Origin of the sequence: Limnothrix sp. FACHB-1083 (genome assembly GCF_014696485.1) — a bacterium.
Taxonomy (GTDB): Bacteria; Cyanobacteriota; Cyanobacteriia; order CACIAM-69d; family CACIAM-69d; genus CACIAM-69d.
Map to the genome: position 1 here is coordinate 20,876 of NZ_JACJQD010000015.1, position 15,001 is coordinate 35,876.

The window sequence follows — 15,001 nt, forward strand, 5'->3', positions numbered from 1 at the left end:
GGTAAATGATGCGATCGCACCATTTTTCAATGGCTTTCAATCCCTTTGAAGCCCTTTGAATTATTCTCCAGTGGGAATTACTCACTGTATTTCAGGATGAAAGCTCTACGCAGCTACTTTGGTTCCTCTTTCTTTAAGTTACGGCCCATGATGCGCTATGCGGAATGGGTCTTGCTCTTAATGTATAGCTTGGCCTATGGCATTGATTGGTATTTTTATAAATTGCCGACCTTGCCCGATTTATTCAGCAAGGTTTTGGTGTTTGCTACCATCTTTTGGTTGCTGAGTTGGTTTTTTCCAATCAAGCAATCTCACTGGGTGCGATACGTCTATATTGGATTAGAAATCTCGCTGGTTCTAGTGGCGCAATTGTTACTAGTCGATTTGCATTTGCTTTTATATTTGATCTTAATCAAAAGTTGTTTTTTGTTTAATCGAAAAACCATTGTCTATCTCGTGGCAGGATCAGGAATTAGTTACTTGCTCTGTATCTGGTGGACGATTCCTATCATTGAAAAGTTATTCATTGAAACCACCCGATCGCAACAGTGGGAGGAGATTTATAAGCCACAGGCAATTATTTTGTCGAGTTCGGTGGAATATATCAGCATCAGTGCGTTGGTGATGGTGATTGGCTTTTTGATCATGGCTGAGCGTCGCAGCCGCCAACGATCGGAAGCCCTAGCCCAAGCAATGGAAACCTTAGCGGCGGATTTGGAGCGATCGCGCATTGCCCGCGAAATTCACGACTCCTTGGGCCATTCGCTGACCACCCTGCGCCTGCAACTCGAATTGGTTCAAGTGATGCAAGGACGCGATCGCGATCAGGCAGCTACCGCCCTCAACCATGCACAAACCCTTGCCAGTCAATGCCTAGAGGCGGTACACCAAGCGGTTCAAACCACCCGTGATCCCTCTTTTCAGCTCGATGTGGCTTTGCAGCGGTTAATCAATCAAATTCACAACACCCAATCCCTGGTGATTACCTCAAGACTGAACCTACCGGCGATCGATATCCAAACTAGCCATCAGGTTTATTGCATCATTCAAGAAGCCTTAACCAACGTGCAAAAACATGCGCGGGCTTCGAGGGTGGATCTGCTGAGTCACTACACAGCATCCACGCTTAATTTGGAAATTATGGACAATGGCCAAGGCTTTGATCCGGGTGCGGCCACAACTGGCTATGGATTGCGCGGTATGCGGGAACGAGTGCAGCTTCTGGGTGGGCAGTTTGCGATCGCCAGCACACCGGGAACAGGCACCACCCTCCGCATCACGATTCCCCGATCATGGGGATTAACCCCTGAGGATTGAGCCGCTATGATTCGGCTGCTATTGGTTGATGATCAAGATCTCTTTCGGCAGGGATTAGCCACATTGCTAGCCCTAGAAACGGATTTAGAAATTGTGGGTCAAGCGGACAATGGCCAGACGGCGATCGCCCTAGCCGAGCAACAGCAACCCGACATTATTTTGATGGATATTGAAATGCCCATTTGTAATGGAATTCGGGCAACGCAGGAAATTCATCAGCGCTTTCCTTGGATCCGAATTTTGGTGCTGACCACGTTCGATCGCGAGGATTATATTTGGCAATCACTCCAGGCAGGGGCCTTGGGCTACATCCTCAAAAACGCCCCCTCCAAACAAGTGGCCGATGCAATTCGCAGCGTCCACCGTGGCTATAGTCAACTGGGCCCCACAATCGCCCCTAAAGTTTTCGCGCATTTAGCCACCCATCCACCGATCGCCCCGACTGATCTAACCCAGCGTTTTAGCGATCGCGAATTGGCGGTGCTCAGGCTGCTGGGCGAGGGCAAAACCAATCAGGAAATCGCCCAGATTTTGTATCTAGCCCACGGCACTGTCAAAAACCACATCAGTCGCATTTTGAGTGAGCTACAAGTAGCCGATCGCACCCAAGCGGCCCTCTGGGCCCAACAGCACTACCGGCGCTAAATGCCTAGCCCCTTAACCCGCCGACTGAGCGGGCCACGATCCACTGCTCTTTGGCCTTTAGCGGGGGATTTCCGGCCAGGGCAGGGGGCGGCTGTCGTTGCTGAGGTCAGAGGACTTGAGGGCCACGGGGCGACCCTTAAAGGCGACGAAGGTGGCTCGATCGCCCGTCCCCGATCGCCGCAATTGCTCGAATTTTTCGACCAGCGGCGAGTGACACTCATAAATCGACGTGAAGCCACAGTGCTGCATCAGGTTAAACAGGGACGGGCGCGTTAACCAAAAGCTGTAGTCGTTGTCCAAAGAAGCCCAAAGAATTTTCAGGCGATCGTCCGTGGAAGCTTCCGGCGCATGCTCCACATAGCGGCAACCCGACAGTTCCAGCCCCGCATAGGTATGTTGGGTTTCGGCGGTGCGGCTGACGTGCGTATCCACGATCGCCAGCTTGGTGCAAACGGAGCCGATTTGCTCCATGAACCGAAACACGTCCGGCGCGTCCAGGTGGTAATAAATCCCCAAGCACAGCACCACATCAAACTGGCCGTAGCGCTCCACAGACAGGTTGCGCACGTCGTCGCAGTAAAAGTCGATGTTGCTCAGGCCCAGGCTTTCTTTCACAAAGCGCGCCTTGGCCAAGTTAGCCTCGCGCCCTTCAATGCCCACCACCTGTGCGCCCTGCATGGCCAACTCCAGGCCATACATCCCCTCCAAACAAGCCAAATCCAGAATCCGCAACCCTTCCACAGAACCGCCGCACCAGTCCATGACAATTTGGGTCATGCGGCGCAGCTTTGGTTCCGAGGGGGTCGGGGTCGGGGCGATCGTATAGCAACCGTCGGCTAGGCGCATGTTGTGGTTCGTCCAGTCACCAAATTCCGCAATGACTTTGGCTCTGGCGGCTTCGAGGGCGGCGATCGCGTCGGGGCTACTCACGGTCATGGACAAGACATAGCAACATCGCCCTCAGAATATCGGCATCGCGGCTAGGGGTTTGGTGCGCATGTGCCAACTTGCGCAGTTGCAACGGTTTTCCGTCGTCACATCCCAGATCAGCGCGGTAAAATAGAGAGCGAGAGGCGAACGTCGGCTCCATGCCGTGTGTTTAGGTTTTACCTAGACCTAGCCTCTCTCATTTTTTCAGCCGTTAACGGATTTCCATCGCTGTACCACTCTCCGTAAGGTTTATGGCGTTTATCGTCTAGATCCATAATCAGCCGATATTTAGGGGCAAGCGGTTTAAAAAATCGATCTTCTTCGCGCTCATAGAAGCGTTGCAGCGCCCACAAATAGTAATCAATAATTTGCAAGCCTGGACTCTGAGACGGGTATGTTGACTCGATTGAAATTAACCCGTTAGCGCTAATATTCCACCTGGATTCAAAGTTTTTGCGAGCTTGGTTAATTGCTTGCCCTAGCGCTTCTTCGCGGGCTTCTTTGCCGCGTCGCGCAATGGTGATGTTAATGAAGTTCGCTTTGTGCAGTCGATCTTTAAATAGGCGCTTAATCAAGTCATCGTAAATCGAATTTTGTTGCAATTTTTTATTCAGATTCTTGAAATTATCTTGCGCTCGTTGGGCAATTTCAATCTTGCTACGAATTGCAACATAGATTTTGACATCGAAGGACTGCATTAATTCAAAAACTTGCTCTCGAATTTCTGCATAGTCATCTTTTGCGTGAAAGGTGACTACTGTTTTTTGGGCTTGTGGTTGCATGGAGGGAATGTCTTTGTAGCGCGGATTATTCATTAATGCCAACCGCAAGCTCTCCAACTCCCTAGCAACAACTTCAGGGTCAGCAATCTGGGCAATGCCTACCATGAAAAACCGAGAAGCCCCTGGCTGACCAATGATCACTCGCCCTTTTTTATTAAAGAACGTTAAATCGCCTGCTTCATCAACAAAGTAGTGGTGTGTTTCCGAATCGATAGTCATGAAAAAAACGCTTGAAGATTGACTCACTTCAAAGAGCTTGGATGATGAAAAGCTCAATGACTAGCCATGTCTGATGTTACCAAGAAGCTATATCTCAATATATTGATCGATCACGGTCGTTCTAGGCGATCGGGCTGGGGGCGGCGTAGTGCCAGGTATTTTCCTGTTGGATGGCGAGGCCGAACCATTCGAGGCGATCGAGGTTTTCGCGAATCGTTTGTCTGCGTTTGTCGGTGATTTTGCCTTTGAATTGGGCGGCGATTTGAATGTGACCGTTGCATTCTTCGGCGGCGCGATCGTCCGGGGTCATTGGGGAGTCAGGGCCGAAAATACCTATCGCTTATCTTACCGATCTGAACCGATCGCCTGGATTGCCAACCGTCACTCGCAACCGATGCCATCAGGCTGGCCCTTGAAAACCCGGAAGGGGCCCAGAAACCATGCGTGGTCTAGACCCCTCCATTGGATGAGCGGGAAGTTTGGCAATGCTGAGGAACTTAGCTGGGGTCGGCAGGCGAAGAAGCAGCATTCGACTCACTGGCGGCTTCGCTGGCCGCTTTGGCTTCGGCGGCGGCGGCTTTTTCCAGGGCCCGTTGTTCGCGCTTGCGGCGTTCGGCCTCCAGCATGTCTTCGTAGGTGATCCGAGCCTGGGCGATTTTCTCCAGGTTGCCGCGATAGAGTTCCAGATCCTTTTGCAGCTTCTCGATCGGGAGGTTGAGGGTTGTCCCTAGGCGATCGATCCACGCTTTGATCTGCTCGGCATTGCCAGCCAGGTCAGAGGTGGTGGACTCCAGCAGGGTATATAGCCCAATCCCAAACAGGCGGCTGTATTTGAAGGGTTGACCATTGGCGAGCACGTCGGCGGCTTCGCGCAAGGCCCCGCCACTGCCCTCGGCCCGGTTGAGCGCGGCGGCCAGGTCGTCGGCACTGGCAACTTTTGCCGCTTCCAACAGGCGATCGGCCCGGTGGCGATAGTCGTCCACGTTGCCGCTCACGGACTGACAGAGCGCGTTGAAGATGGAACCCAAGTCCCGATCGGGCTGGTAGCCTGCCATGAAGCGATCGAACGCCGTCACCACCCCGAGGGCATAGATGGACTCGAAGCGGAAATCGACGCTGACGGAGAGCAGGTGCATTTCCACCATCAATTCCTCAACCACTCGTCGGTAGATCGCGTTGATCGGCCGTTGGTGGAGCGAATAGAAGGTGCGTTTGGTTTCTGAAACGGTGCGGATTTCGTTCACGGGAGGCGCGTTCTATGGCGATCGGCTTGTCTATTTTCAGGCCGGGCCGGGCCTTTGCCAACGGGCAACCCTTTCGCGATCCCCGATGGCCTGTTGTCGTAACGCTGAATTGCTTTTGGATTGATCTTGGATTGATCCTGAACTGATCTTGAATTCGCCCAACATCCCTAGAGATGGCCCCTAGAGACGGCCCTTAAAGACGGTAGGTGAGCCAAGCCACCCGATCGGGTGTGGATTGGGTCAGGTCAGGCCGCGCCAGTCGCCAGGTTTGGCCGCGGGCTTGGCGTTGCAAGTAAACCGAAAAGGGCTGCGATCGGTGCTTTTGCTCCTTGGGTTGCGGTTGTCGGGAGGCGGGGGATCGATCGCCCTGGTTTTCCCAAGCATGGCTCAAATCTTGACTCCCCGTTTGGCTCCAATCGTAAGTGCCGCTCAGTTGCCAACCGGGTTTGTCGTTGATGGTCACGGCCTGTTGGGTTTGGATGCGCAGTCGATCGACTCGTAATCCTGGTTCCGCCGCCAAGTCATCTAGGGTGATCACCGGGCGATCGGCCAACATTTGTGGATCAAGGTGGCGACCGGCGGCCAGCGGGGAATCGCCCAACTCTTGCAATAGATCGGTCTGGGTTTGCAGCAACTGCAACGCCACCGCCCGTTGCACCACGGCCGTTGGTGGCCTGTCCCAGGGCAGCATTCCGCAACCGCCCAAAAGCAAACTCAAGACCAAACTTAAGACCAAACTGAAGCTCAAACTCAGAAATCCCGAGAGCAAACCTCGTCCCCAAGGCAATCGCTCAGTGGTGGCGATCGGCCATCTTGGTTTGCGGGCCGCCGTTACGCGATCAGCGGTTTTTGTCCGGAATCCGCCGCCACAGAACGATGGGTAATCCATGGGATCAGCAAACCACACCCCAAGTCAGTTGTGCTACTATCAGTCCCAATTGGCTCCGACGCTTCGCAAGCTTTGTTTGCAATTCTTAATAATTTGCAATTAATTGCGGTTTTGTCCGATGGGCAAAGTACTTGTGCTCAACGCTTCTTATGAGCCGCTCAATATTACCAGTTGGCGGCGGGCAGTCGTTTTATTGCTAAAAGGCAAGGCGGAGCAAGTCGAGCATAATGGCCGAGTGGTTTACCGCAACATTCCGTTGCCCACCGTGATCCGTTTGCGCCACTACATCAAGGTTCCCTACAAAGAGATTCCCTTAACGCGGAAAAACATATTGCACCGAGATAGCCACTCCTGTCAATACTGTGGCTACACGGGCGATGATTTGACGCTGGATCACGTTGTTCCCCGATCGCGCGGGGGCGGTGAGCATTGGGAAAATATGGTCACGGCCTGCGTGCGCTGCAACATCCGCAAGGGCAATCGCACCCCCAAGGAAGCCAACATGCCTTTGCGCCAGCCGCCCCGCCGTCCCCACAGCAGTCTCTACTTTGAAGTGACGAAGCATGTGAAGAGCGGCGTACACCAGGAATGGCGCAAGTACGTGATTGGCCTCTAAAGCAGTCTGAGTTGACCCGATCGGTCAATGGCTGGAGACTGAACGGCTCGATCGGGGCCATTGGTGCTGGGTGAGGTCGGCTCGCCATCGTCAGCATCGGTGGCCAGCTCGGCGGTGGATGTCGCTGCTGGGTTTTGGCCTGGGCTGGATTCTGGATCTGGGCAATCTGGATTGGCAGTCTGGGCCGTGGCTGGCTCCGGCAGATTCACCACAATGGCCGGACTGGCATAGCCCAAGAGATCTCGGGCGGCCTCGATCATGTCGTCGGCCAGGTTTTTTAAGTCCGATCGCTCTCCCAAATAGGCCTCTAGGGCTAACAGCGGATCCAGGGTGGTGGCATCCAAGTTGGGCAGGCGAGGGCGTGCCAGTTGGCTAATCAACTCCGCTTGCAGGCTGTAGGTGTGGGCGGCGGCTAGTCGATCGCGCACGGCCGCCAGCTCGATTTGGTGAAGCTGTTCTGCCCGCACACGATAGACCAACCGAACGACGGCCCCTTCAATGGCCGCCGGGTCGATCGCCCCGAGCAGTTCCGCCAACGGATTGGCGCAGTCAGCCAAATCCACCCGCAATGTCCGAAACGGTCGGGCCGGTAGGGGACAAAATTCCCATTGTGTTTGGCGTTGTCCCCGCTCTCCTGGCTCGATCGTTACCAATACATAGCCCTTTTCTTCGTTTTCCTCGCTGAAGTCCACCCGCTCAATGCTGCCGGGATAGACCACCGGAGGCTGATTGTTGGGGTTGAGGTTTTGGTGTTTGTGGACATGGCCCAAGGCCACATAGTCAAACTCGGGGCGCGTGATGGTGCTGAGGGGAATCGAGAAGCCTTTGCCCACGCCCAACATCCGCTCGGCTCCCAATTGCGCCCGATCGCTCATCAGGTGGGCCAACAAAATGGTGGGTTGGTCAGGATCGAGCTTCCGAATTTCCCCTTCCAGGGCCGCTTGGAGCCGATCGAGCAGCAGCGCCCCCACTTCCGCCAACGACAGGCCCTCCGTTTGCCGCTTGGTGAGCAGGGTCGATCGGGTTAACCAAGGCAAGGTCAGCACCTGCACTGGCCCCTGGCTGGTTTCCAGTCGATGCAGCGCCAGCGTGTCTCCCACCACAAAGCCCGGAACCCCCAGCGTGCGGTAAATGCAAAGGCTGGCTCCTCCGCGGCCTTGGGCATGTTGGTCATGGTTTCCCACCAACAGCACCGTCGGAATTTGCGCATCAGCCAGCCGCCGAAACTGTTGTGCAAAGGCTTCTTGCACCATGGGCAGCGGCGTAGCATCGGGAAAGGCATCGCCCCCAAACAACACCAGATCCACCGGTTCCGAAATTGCCCGATCGATGCAACGCTCCAGGGCCGCCGTAAAGTCCAGCAGCCGAGTGTTTAAACCCGTTTGCGGATCAATGCGCCCATGGCTGAACCCGCTGCCCATGTGAATGTCCGACAGGTGCAGAATTTTGACCATGGTTCGTTGCTCCGTTGTTGAACAATCGCGGAAAGGAATTCTGCGGGCAAACTTCCGAAAATCCTGAAAATCCTGAGGCAGTGCCTAGTGGCGTGACAGGCTTCATTCATTGGGTCACAGTCACGAAGCCAGTCGTAGTAACAAGGGGCTTAAGCCCCTTGCTGCCTAACGAGTTGGTGACGGCAACAGTCATTTAACTTGACCTATCAAAATAAGCTTGCCGAACTACTAGAGCCGGGCCCGGATGGGGAAGGAATAATCACCGCCCGCTTCTAGTTGGTAGTCGTGGGTTTCCAGAAATCGGGCCAGTGGTTCCCGAATCAGGGCCCGCCCCATGGACGGCTGAACCCGCAACCCGCCTTGGCGAAAGTGCCAAACAAATTCCCAGGTGAATTCCCCGGCGCTGACTTCGCCTTCTAGTTTGCCCTCATTCCAGGACTGGCGGGTAATGCGCACAAGGGCGATCGTTTGGGGCAACGGATTTTCTCGACGACTCACGGCACAGGCCGACAGTGCGGAATTAGTAGATGAACCGTGGACAGGCGGGCAGGATCAACAGGGTCAACAGAACCCACAGGATGAGGCTAGACCGCTGGACACTCGGCTAGGAAACCGGTTGCGGATCCTGCGGAGTTCGATCGGGCGTTTCCGGTGTTGCGGGCGCGGGGGCCGGTTTGGGCTTGGGTGGAGCCACATCGCGATTGTTATACAAGCTGGCGGCTTTGGCCACGCCATCTCGGAGCGATCGCTCGATCGTCTCCACGCTCAACCGCAACAGGGCTTGCACCGTGGGTTGTTCATCGGGCGCAAACTTGCCCAACACATGGGACACCGTTTCGCCGCTGACCACCCGGGGCCGCCCAATGCCCAACCGCAAACGCGGAAAATCCTGAGTTCCCAAATGGGCGATCGTGGATTTCATGCCATTGTGACCGCCGGCCGAGCCGGTTTCCCGCAGCCGCAACCGTCCCAAGGGCAGATCCATATCGTCGTAGATCGTGAGGACTGATTCCGGTGGCAGCTTATACCAATCGATCGCGGCGCGGATGGCCTGGCCCGATCGGTTCATATAGGTCAGGGGTTTCAGCAAATAAATCTTGCCAAAGGGCGATCGCCCCTCTCCCGCAAGGGCATTGAACCGGCGATTTTCGCTCAGGGGAATGCCCCACACCTTCGCCAGCTCATCAAGAACTTCAAAGCCAATGTTGTGGCGGGTGCGATCGTACTTGGGTTCTGGGTTGCCCAGCCCCACAATCAGCTTCGGAATTAGGGGTTCTGATGACGATGCGGATTGGCCTTTGGGCATGGCTTTGGAATCGACTTAAGCGCAGACGACTTCAAGGGTTAATCAACAGAACGCCAACCGGAAATAGTCCAACCGGAAGCAGTGCAACCAGAAACACCCCAACCGGAAACAATCCAGGCGGAAACACTCCGGCCAGAAGCAAGCGAACCGGAAGCACTTAAACCGGATCGACCGAATCCACCGCATTGGTTTTGGCGGCTGGGGCCGGTTCCGCTTCGGCGGGGGTGACAGGGGTGGCCGGCTCCGAACTGGTCAGGGCGGGTTGCACAGGCGGCTCGATCGTGGCGGTCATGCTGGTGGAAGCGGGGGATTCGGCCCGATCCATTTCTCGCTTCAGTTCCGATTCAAATTCCCGCGAAGCTTCCTGGAAGGATTTCAGAGTCTTGCCCAGGCTGCGGCCAATTTCCGGCAACTTTTTCGGGCCAAAGACCAACAAAGCGACAACGCCAATCAAAAACAACTCTGCTGGGCCAATGCCAAAAATGTTCATGGGGCGATCCTTGCAATGGAAATGACCGGGGCGATCGCAAGCAAACGATCAAGCAACAACACTGAAACAGAAATGCTCGAACGGCAGTGAGCCAACAAACGCTAACCCGTAACTGGCTAGCAACTAGTCAACACCAATAATCGAAAATAATCGAACCGTAATTTGCACGTTCAGATTATTCCATCCCAAGGCCCCGTCGCGCAGGCTCAAGGTCAGTCTGACTCAGGGGATGTCTGAAAAGCCAAAACGACTACCCTGTCAGTCGTCCCGTCGAGCAACAGAGACAAGGGGCTTAAGCCCCTTGCCCCCACGACGATCCGCGCTTTGCCAGTATCCCGAGTTACTGCTCAGACATCCTTCCAAGAGCAAGCCCAGATCAGGGCCCATGGACTGGGAAATGTTGCCCATAAAAAAGCCCGGATACACCGGGGCTGTGGGACTGGGCGATCGACCAGTTGATGACTTAACTCTCAAAGATTTGTAGAATCCAACGCTCAGAACTCAGCAATTCTCTAGCCGTTAGTCCCTCAAACCAGTCGATCGGGCGGGCCATTCTTGGGGTGGAAATCTGAAATCTGTTGATGCAGACTCATCACCCCAATCAATTCACCCAAATCTATTGACCCAGCGACTTCCAATCGACATTAACGCCTTCAATCAGGATCGAGGTGTTGTACACCTGCAAGATGATCAGCAGGAACACAAAAAACAACCCCATGAAAACAGCCATCAGCGGGGTCGTCCCCCAGCCGGGAGCCACCTTACCGTATTCCGCATTTAACGGGCGCAAAATGTCGCCCAGGCGAGTCCGTTGAGCCATCTTATCCCTACCGTAGTGTTTCGCAACAATGGAGTCTTGCAGCCGTTGAAGCAACTGGGCGTTGCCGTTGATGTTGCTTTTTATTAAATAGTGCAGCAATTGCCGCACGAATGCAGCACGCCGCCAATGCTATTTGATTGGGTATTCTATCAAACGGCTGTGCCTGCTGTTTGGGGAGTTCCGTGGGGATGGGCTAGCGGTGGCCCGGGAACTAGGGCTAGCGGGCAGTGGGCGATCGGGTGGACTCCCTGAGAAGTTTGCGATTTTACTTAACTAATTGTTACAATTTGCGAGAAATGGGCTAGCGGCCCGGCCATCGAGACCCTTAAACCATGCTGGAAGACAACTCTGCTTTAACATTGGGAATTGCCCTCGGCACAATTTTGGTTGCCATCACGGGGTACTCGATTTATGTGGCTTTTGGCCCGCCGTCTGAGAATTTGTCGGATCCCTTTGAAGATCACGAAGATTAGGCCCAGAGGCCAGAGGATTGAGCTAGAGGATTGAGCTTGCTCGTCCCATTTCCCTGACGATCGCCCCAAATCACTCGCCATGGCCCCCATTTCTTCAGCGGGACTGGATGGGTTGATCGGGCCGGTGGCGATTGGCAATCCATCGAGAATTTTTGGTTAGCTTGTGGGCCACAGGGCGCGGCAACTGCTCGATCGACAGTTGACTCAGCAAATACAGCGGCAACTCTGGCTGAGAAACGGAATTGGCCCATTGGGGGGTGAGATGGTTCGCCATGGTGTGATCGTTCCCCAAATATCGCTTCAAAAAAGCCGTGATGAAGGCTTTCGTGTAATCGCGAGCCAAGTCCGGCCGGGGCCCCACCAAGCTAGCCGGGAGCTGCACGGTTTCATCGCCCGTGGCCCCCAGCGTTGAAAAATGCGTGCCGCCTCGCAGCACCAAAAGATACTTATCCGCGATCGACATTTGGGCAAAGGGGCGCAACTGTTCCGACAAGGGCAGGGCGATCGGGTCGTTACTAGCCGACAAAATCGCCGTGGGCACTTGCAGTTGGGCAATCCCTTCGCGCCCAAACAGGCTGGAAGTAATTGGGCTAATGGCCACCACGGCCTTCACCCTGGCATCTTGCAGGGATAGATAGTCCGTGTCGGGCGTGGGGCGCACCACCAAAGCCCGACATTGCAACAGCAGCGACGTATTCCAAAACAAGTCGTCGGAGGCGCAGTCGGTTTTCAGCCGTTTGAAATTCAGCGGGGCCCCGGCACTGGCCAGGGCGGTGTATCCGCCAAAGGACTGCCCCACCACGGCCGTGCGATCGAGGTCAATGGCCCCGGTGAATCCCCCAGGGGCTTGGGGATTGGTTTCCAGTTCATTGAGAATGTCGCGTACATCGGCTGGCCGCGAAATGAACTCCCTGGGGTCGGCGGCTTCGCTGGCCTCACCGTTAATGAGGGCTTGGATGTAGCGGCTGTCGCTGCCGGGGTGCTCCAGCAGGATGGCAATAAAACCATGGGAGGCCAAGTGTTCGCCCAGGTAACCATAGGTGCGCCGATCGGATCCGAGACCATGGGAAATGACCACCACGGGGCGATCGCCCGTCGCGGCCAAGGGCCAGTAAAGATCGGCCGCAAAGGGACGACGATCGCGCGGCTGAATCACGCGGTTGGTTTTGGCGGTCGCATAGGGGCCCGGTTGTCGCAACTCAAAGGGGGGCGGCGTAATGGGAGAGCCAGCTTGGGCCGCAAAGGCCGTTTCCACGGCGGTGGTGGCTTGGTCTTGGTGAATGGTGTTTTCCTCAATTTGTCGCCACAGGCTCAGGGCTTGGGCCAAGTCCACTCGCATACTGGGAGTGGGATAGTAGCGCAGCAAATTTAGGGGGGTTAGCCCTTCCGGGTCGGCAGCGGAACGGACGATCGCAGCACGCAGGGCCGGCACGCTTTGTAAATTGCGCCCGGTGCGGATTACTTGGGCCAAGCGCCGCAGAATGGTTTCCCCTTGGGGCGCATTGAAAAATTGCGACACGGCCAACAGATTGATATCCAGGCGATCGGTCAGGGCCGATCGCACCTGAGCCAATTGATCGGGAGTCAGAAACCGGGTGTAGAACTCCAGCTCATCGGAAATTTCGCCGGTCGCCACAAAGTCTTCCAGGGACTTCATTTCGATCGACAGGCCCAAGGCCCCAAAGGTCAGCTCAATCCGCTCGGCGGCCTGGGCCAAGGCGGGCGTGAAGCCACCGGCCAGCAAACTAGCTCCCAAGGCCACCAGCGATCGCCCCAACCGCCGTCGCAGTCCGTAACCGGCAGGACTGACCCGACCTGGCTGGGTTACTTGGGTTACTACCGTTGTCATCGATCGCGCCATCACCCTCTCACCTCCAAATCTTGCCCAGAATTACTCGCCCAGAATTACTCGCCCAGAATTACTTGCCCAGAATTACTTGCGCCGCCATATCTCTCCCAAGTCCCTGGCCCCACGTTACTGCTCCAGAACATCCATGACCCCCTTGCTGTCTCAGCGCATGTCTGAAACGTGTCTTTTGAGCAGGGCCAAGCATCAACAAATCCAAGCATTAACCATCATGGGGCAAGGGGCTTGAGCATCTTGTTTGCCTCGATCGATGAGACCTGCAAGCTCGCAATTTGGGTCTTTGAAACAGCCTCCTAAGGTCGTCGGGGGCGATCGCGCCGGGAACCCCGATGGGCCGGCTTCGATCGACCCGCAACACCCTTCCCGATCGCTCGGTTATAAAGGGCTTCATTCTCCGCCGCCGACTCAAACAAATCCACGATCGCCCCTGGATAATCACGGCCAATTTGTACACCAAATCGCTCCTGTTCCACGGGCAATAAAGTCCAGGGATGATGCACTTTACCGGCGGGCAATTGACGCAATTCCGGGAGCCAATGTTTCACGTATTCTCCTTGCGGATCGTAATCCTTGGCTTGCTTCAAAATATTGAAAAAGCGAAACCCTCTTGCATCATTTCCCACCCCGGCCGTGTAGTTCCAATTCCCCCAATTGCTGCACACATCATAATCAATCAACCAAGATTCAAACCACTCGGCCCCCATTCGCCAATCAATTCCCAAATTCTTGGTTAAAAAGCTCGCCACATTTTGACGACCCCGATTCGACATAAACCCTGTGGCGCGGAGTTCTCGCATGTTGGCATCCACCAAGGGATAGCCCGTTTGCCCATCACACCAAGCGGCAAAGGCCGCCGCATCCCGTCGCCAAGGAATGGTAATTCCTTGCAAACCCGTTACCCGAAAAACTCGATGGCGATGTTTGGCCACAATCCAGCGGAAATAGTCACGCCAAAGCAATTCAAAAATGAGCCAATAGGTGGATTCATTACGAATCACTTTCTGTTCATAGGCTTGCACTTCGTCCCAAATTTTTCGAGGTGAAAGACAGCCCAGCGCCAACCAGGGCGAAAATTTCGATGCATCATTGGGCCGCAACATGCCGTTGCGCGTTTGCTTATAAACCCGCAAATGATCGCCATCCCAAATGTATTCCTGAAGTCGCTGGAAACCGGCCTGTTCACCACCCGTAAACGAAATCAGCGCCAAGGGGCTGGGTTCCGGTTCCACCAACCCCCAATCGGCCAAACGGGGCAGCTCACCGGGGTTCAGGCCCGGCGGCACTGGTGGCAGGCGATCGGGCGGGGGCAAGGGAGGATCAATGGTCGATCGCGCTTCAACGGTTTTCCGAAATTCCGTAAACAGCTCTGGAATTTGACCAATTTCAAAGGGCAAATTATCCGGGTGATAGAGCGTGTGGCCCCAATAAACCTTGCTTTGAATGTTTTCCTGAACCGGCCTGGGCGCTTCTGGAGCTTTCAAGGCTGCTTCGAGGGCCAATTCAACCGCTTGTTCTTCAGTTCCCACCTCTTCGTGATAATAAATAGCCTGTGCTCCATATTCCGCTGCCAAGGCCGGTAACACCACTTCTGGCAGCCCCGATCGCACAATTAAATCACTGCCCTTGGCTCTCAAGGCAGCTCGTAGATCCGCAACGGATTCCAGCAAAAATTGAGCGCGGAAGGGGCCGGTTTTGGGAAAACCAAAGGCAGTTTCCGCAAACTGTCGCGGATCAAAACAATAAACCGGAATCAATGTCTTGTGATTTTCGGCAGCAGCCAAGAGCGGTTCATGATCATGGAGACGCAAATCAGTACGAAACCAAACGATCGCGCAGCTAGCAGATGGAGGAGCAGCAGCCATTGAATCACCTAGGGATAACCTAAAATCGAGGGATGGGGGAAGGTGCTGGAGAATTCACGCCAGCCTGTAAATTTCAAATGCTTAAAT

16 protein-coding genes are annotated in these 15,001 nt (G+C 54.9%); 4 read left to right on the forward strand and 12 right to left on the reverse strand.

Features of this window, described 5'->3' with window-relative positions:
• Positions 1 to 96 precede the first annotated feature (96 nt).
• Entirely contained in the window at positions 97 to 1,317 is a 1,221-nt protein-coding gene (locus H6F46_RS16485) for a sensor histidine kinase (RefSeq protein WP_190355875.1), read from the forward strand.
• A 6-nt stretch (positions 1,318 to 1,323) separates the two neighbouring features.
• Positions 1,324 to 1,962 carry a response regulator transcription factor gene (locus tag H6F46_RS16490; RefSeq protein WP_190355874.1) on the forward strand — a complete coding sequence of 213 codons (639 nt, stop codon included), beginning with the start codon at positions 1,324 to 1,326 and terminating at the stop codon, positions 1,960 to 1,962.
• A 57-nt stretch (positions 1,963 to 2,019) separates the two neighbouring features.
• On the opposite strand, the gene H6F46_RS16495 is transcribed toward H6F46_RS16490, so the two are convergent.
• The 5 genes from H6F46_RS16495 to H6F46_RS16515 form a co-directional block, all read right to left on the reverse strand.
• Positions 2,020 to 2,898 (reverse strand): bifunctional 2-polyprenyl-6-hydroxyphenol methylase/3-demethylubiquinol 3-O-methyltransferase UbiG, encoded by an 879-nt coding sequence (locus H6F46_RS16495; RefSeq protein WP_190355873.1) that lies wholly within the window; start codon positions 2,896 to 2,898, stop codon positions 2,020 to 2,022.
• A gap of 170 nt (positions 2,899 to 3,068) precedes the next feature.
• The gene (locus H6F46_RS16500; RefSeq protein WP_190355872.1) at positions 3,069 to 3,893 is read right to left on the reverse strand and encodes a DUF3800 domain-containing protein; all 825 of its coding nucleotides are present in this window, start codon (positions 3,891 to 3,893) and stop codon (positions 3,069 to 3,071) included.
• A gap of 121 nt (positions 3,894 to 4,014) precedes the next feature.
• Positions 4,015 to 4,203, reverse strand: coding sequence for a hypothetical protein (locus H6F46_RS16505; protein ID WP_099531633.1), 189 nt, complete (start codon positions 4,201 to 4,203; stop codon positions 4,015 to 4,017).
• Between the two features lie 187 nt (positions 4,204 to 4,390).
• Complete coding sequence (psb29, locus tag H6F46_RS16510) at positions 4,391 to 5,137, reverse strand: photosystem II biogenesis protein Psp29 (protein WP_190355871.1); 747 nt, start codon at positions 5,135 to 5,137, stop codon at positions 4,391 to 4,393.
• A 193-nt stretch (positions 5,138 to 5,330) separates the two neighbouring features.
• Positions 5,331 to 6,026, reverse strand: a complete 696-nt coding sequence (locus H6F46_RS16515) for a hypothetical protein (protein ID WP_199291628.1) — start codon at positions 6,024 to 6,026, stop codon at positions 5,331 to 5,333.
• Positions 6,027 to 6,144: 118 nt separating this feature from the next.
• Between H6F46_RS16515 and H6F46_RS16520 the strand changes: the two genes are divergently transcribed.
• Positions 6,145 to 6,642, forward strand: coding sequence for an HNH endonuclease (locus H6F46_RS16520; protein WP_099531636.1), 498 nt, complete (start codon positions 6,145 to 6,147; stop codon positions 6,640 to 6,642).
• On the opposite strand, the gene sbcD is transcribed toward H6F46_RS16520, so the two are convergent.
• The 5 genes from sbcD to psbH form a co-directional block, all read right to left on the reverse strand.
• Positions 6,639 to 8,096 (reverse strand): exonuclease subunit SbcD, encoded by a 1,458-nt coding sequence (sbcD, locus tag H6F46_RS16525; RefSeq protein ID WP_190355870.1) that lies wholly within the window; start codon positions 8,094 to 8,096, stop codon positions 6,639 to 6,641. The genes H6F46_RS16520 and sbcD overlap by 4 nt on opposite strands.
• A gap of 228 nt (positions 8,097 to 8,324) precedes the next feature.
• Entirely contained in the window at positions 8,325 to 8,594 is a 270-nt protein-coding gene (locus H6F46_RS16530) for a DUF3146 family protein (protein ID WP_099531638.1), read from the reverse strand.
• A 106-nt stretch (positions 8,595 to 8,700) separates the two neighbouring features.
• On the reverse strand, positions 8,701 to 9,402 hold the full coding sequence (gene pth / locus H6F46_RS16535; RefSeq protein ID WP_099531639.1) for an aminoacyl-tRNA hydrolase: 702 nt from the start codon (positions 9,400 to 9,402) through the stop codon (positions 8,701 to 8,703).
• Positions 9,403 to 9,559: 157 nt separating this feature from the next.
• Entirely contained in the window at positions 9,560 to 9,892 is a 333-nt protein-coding gene (locus tag H6F46_RS16540) for a TatA/E family twin arginine-targeting protein translocase (RefSeq protein ID WP_099531640.1), read from the reverse strand.
• 616 nt (positions 9,893 to 10,508) lie between these two features.
• The gene (psbH, locus tag H6F46_RS16545) at positions 10,509 to 10,712 is read right to left on the reverse strand and encodes a photosystem II reaction center phosphoprotein PsbH (RefSeq protein WP_099531676.1); all 204 of its coding nucleotides are present in this window, start codon (positions 10,710 to 10,712) and stop codon (positions 10,509 to 10,511) included.
• Between the two features lie 332 nt (positions 10,713 to 11,044).
• Here psbH and psbN point away from each other — a divergent pair, with 332 nt between their 5' ends.
• A complete protein-coding gene (gene psbN, locus H6F46_RS16550; RefSeq protein ID WP_099531641.1) occupies positions 11,045 to 11,185 on the forward strand; it encodes a photosystem II reaction center protein PsbN in 141 nt (46 codons plus the stop codon).
• Positions 11,186 to 11,279: 94 nt separating this feature from the next.
• Here the strand turns inward: psbN and H6F46_RS16555 are convergent, their stop codons facing one another.
• Both H6F46_RS16555 and H6F46_RS16560 read right to left on the reverse strand, forming a co-directional pair.
• Positions 11,280 to 13,046: an alpha/beta hydrolase gene (locus H6F46_RS16555; RefSeq protein WP_190355869.1), complete on the reverse strand. Its 1,767-nt coding sequence runs from the start codon at positions 13,044 to 13,046 to the stop codon at positions 11,280 to 11,282.
• 299 nt (positions 13,047 to 13,345) lie between these two features.
• The gene (locus H6F46_RS16560) at positions 13,346 to 14,914 is read right to left on the reverse strand and encodes a DASH family cryptochrome (protein WP_190355868.1); all 1,569 of its coding nucleotides are present in this window, start codon (positions 14,912 to 14,914) and stop codon (positions 13,346 to 13,348) included.
• Positions 14,915 to 15,001 lie beyond the last annotated feature (87 nt).

Excerpts from the sequence above, each read along its gene's own strand:
- H6F46_RS16485 (WP_190355875.1), top strand. The coding sequence starts at position 97 with ATGAAAGCTCTACGCAGCTACTTTGGTTCCTCTTTCTTTAAGTTACGG.
- psbN (WP_099531641.1), top strand. The coding sequence starts at position 11,045 with ATGCTGGAAGACAACTCTGCTTTAACATTGGGAATTGCCCTCGGCACA.
- H6F46_RS16490 (WP_190355874.1), top strand. The coding sequence starts at position 1,324 with ATGATTCGGCTGCTATTGGTTGATGATCAAGATCTCTTTCGGCAGGGA.
- pth (WP_099531639.1), bottom strand. The coding sequence starts at position 9,402 with ATGCCCAAAGGCCAATCCGCATCGTCATCAGAACCCCTAATTCCGAAG.
- H6F46_RS16500 (WP_190355872.1), bottom strand. The coding sequence starts at position 3,893 with ATGACTATCGATTCGGAAACACACCACTACTTTGTTGATGAAGCAGGC.
- sbcD (WP_190355870.1), bottom strand. The coding sequence starts at position 8,096 with ATGGTCAAAATTCTGCACCTGTCGGACATTCACATGGGCAGCGGGTTC.
- psbH (WP_099531676.1), bottom strand. The coding sequence starts at position 10,712 with ATGGCTCAACGGACTCGCCTGGGCGACATTTTGCGCCCGTTAAATGCG.
- H6F46_RS16515 (WP_199291628.1), bottom strand. The coding sequence starts at position 6,026 with ATGGATTACCCATCGTTCTGTGGCGGCGGATTCCGGACAAAAACCGCT.
- H6F46_RS16560 (WP_190355868.1), bottom strand. The coding sequence starts at position 14,914 with ATGGCTGCTGCTCCTCCATCTGCTAGCTGCGCGATCGTTTGGTTTCGT.
- H6F46_RS16540 (WP_099531640.1), bottom strand. The coding sequence starts at position 9,892 with ATGAACATTTTTGGCATTGGCCCAGCAGAGTTGTTTTTGATTGGCGTT.
- H6F46_RS16505 (WP_099531633.1), bottom strand. The coding sequence starts at position 4,203 with ATGACCCCGGACGATCGCGCCGCCGAAGAATGCAACGGTCACATTCAA.
- H6F46_RS16555 (WP_190355869.1), bottom strand. The coding sequence starts at position 13,046 with ATGGCGCGATCGATGACAACGGTAGTAACCCAAGTAACCCAGCCAGGT.
- H6F46_RS16495 (WP_190355873.1), bottom strand. The coding sequence starts at position 2,898 with ATGACCGTGAGTAGCCCCGACGCGATCGCCGCCCTCGAAGCCGCCAGA.
- H6F46_RS16520 (WP_099531636.1), top strand. The coding sequence starts at position 6,145 with ATGGGCAAAGTACTTGTGCTCAACGCTTCTTATGAGCCGCTCAATATT.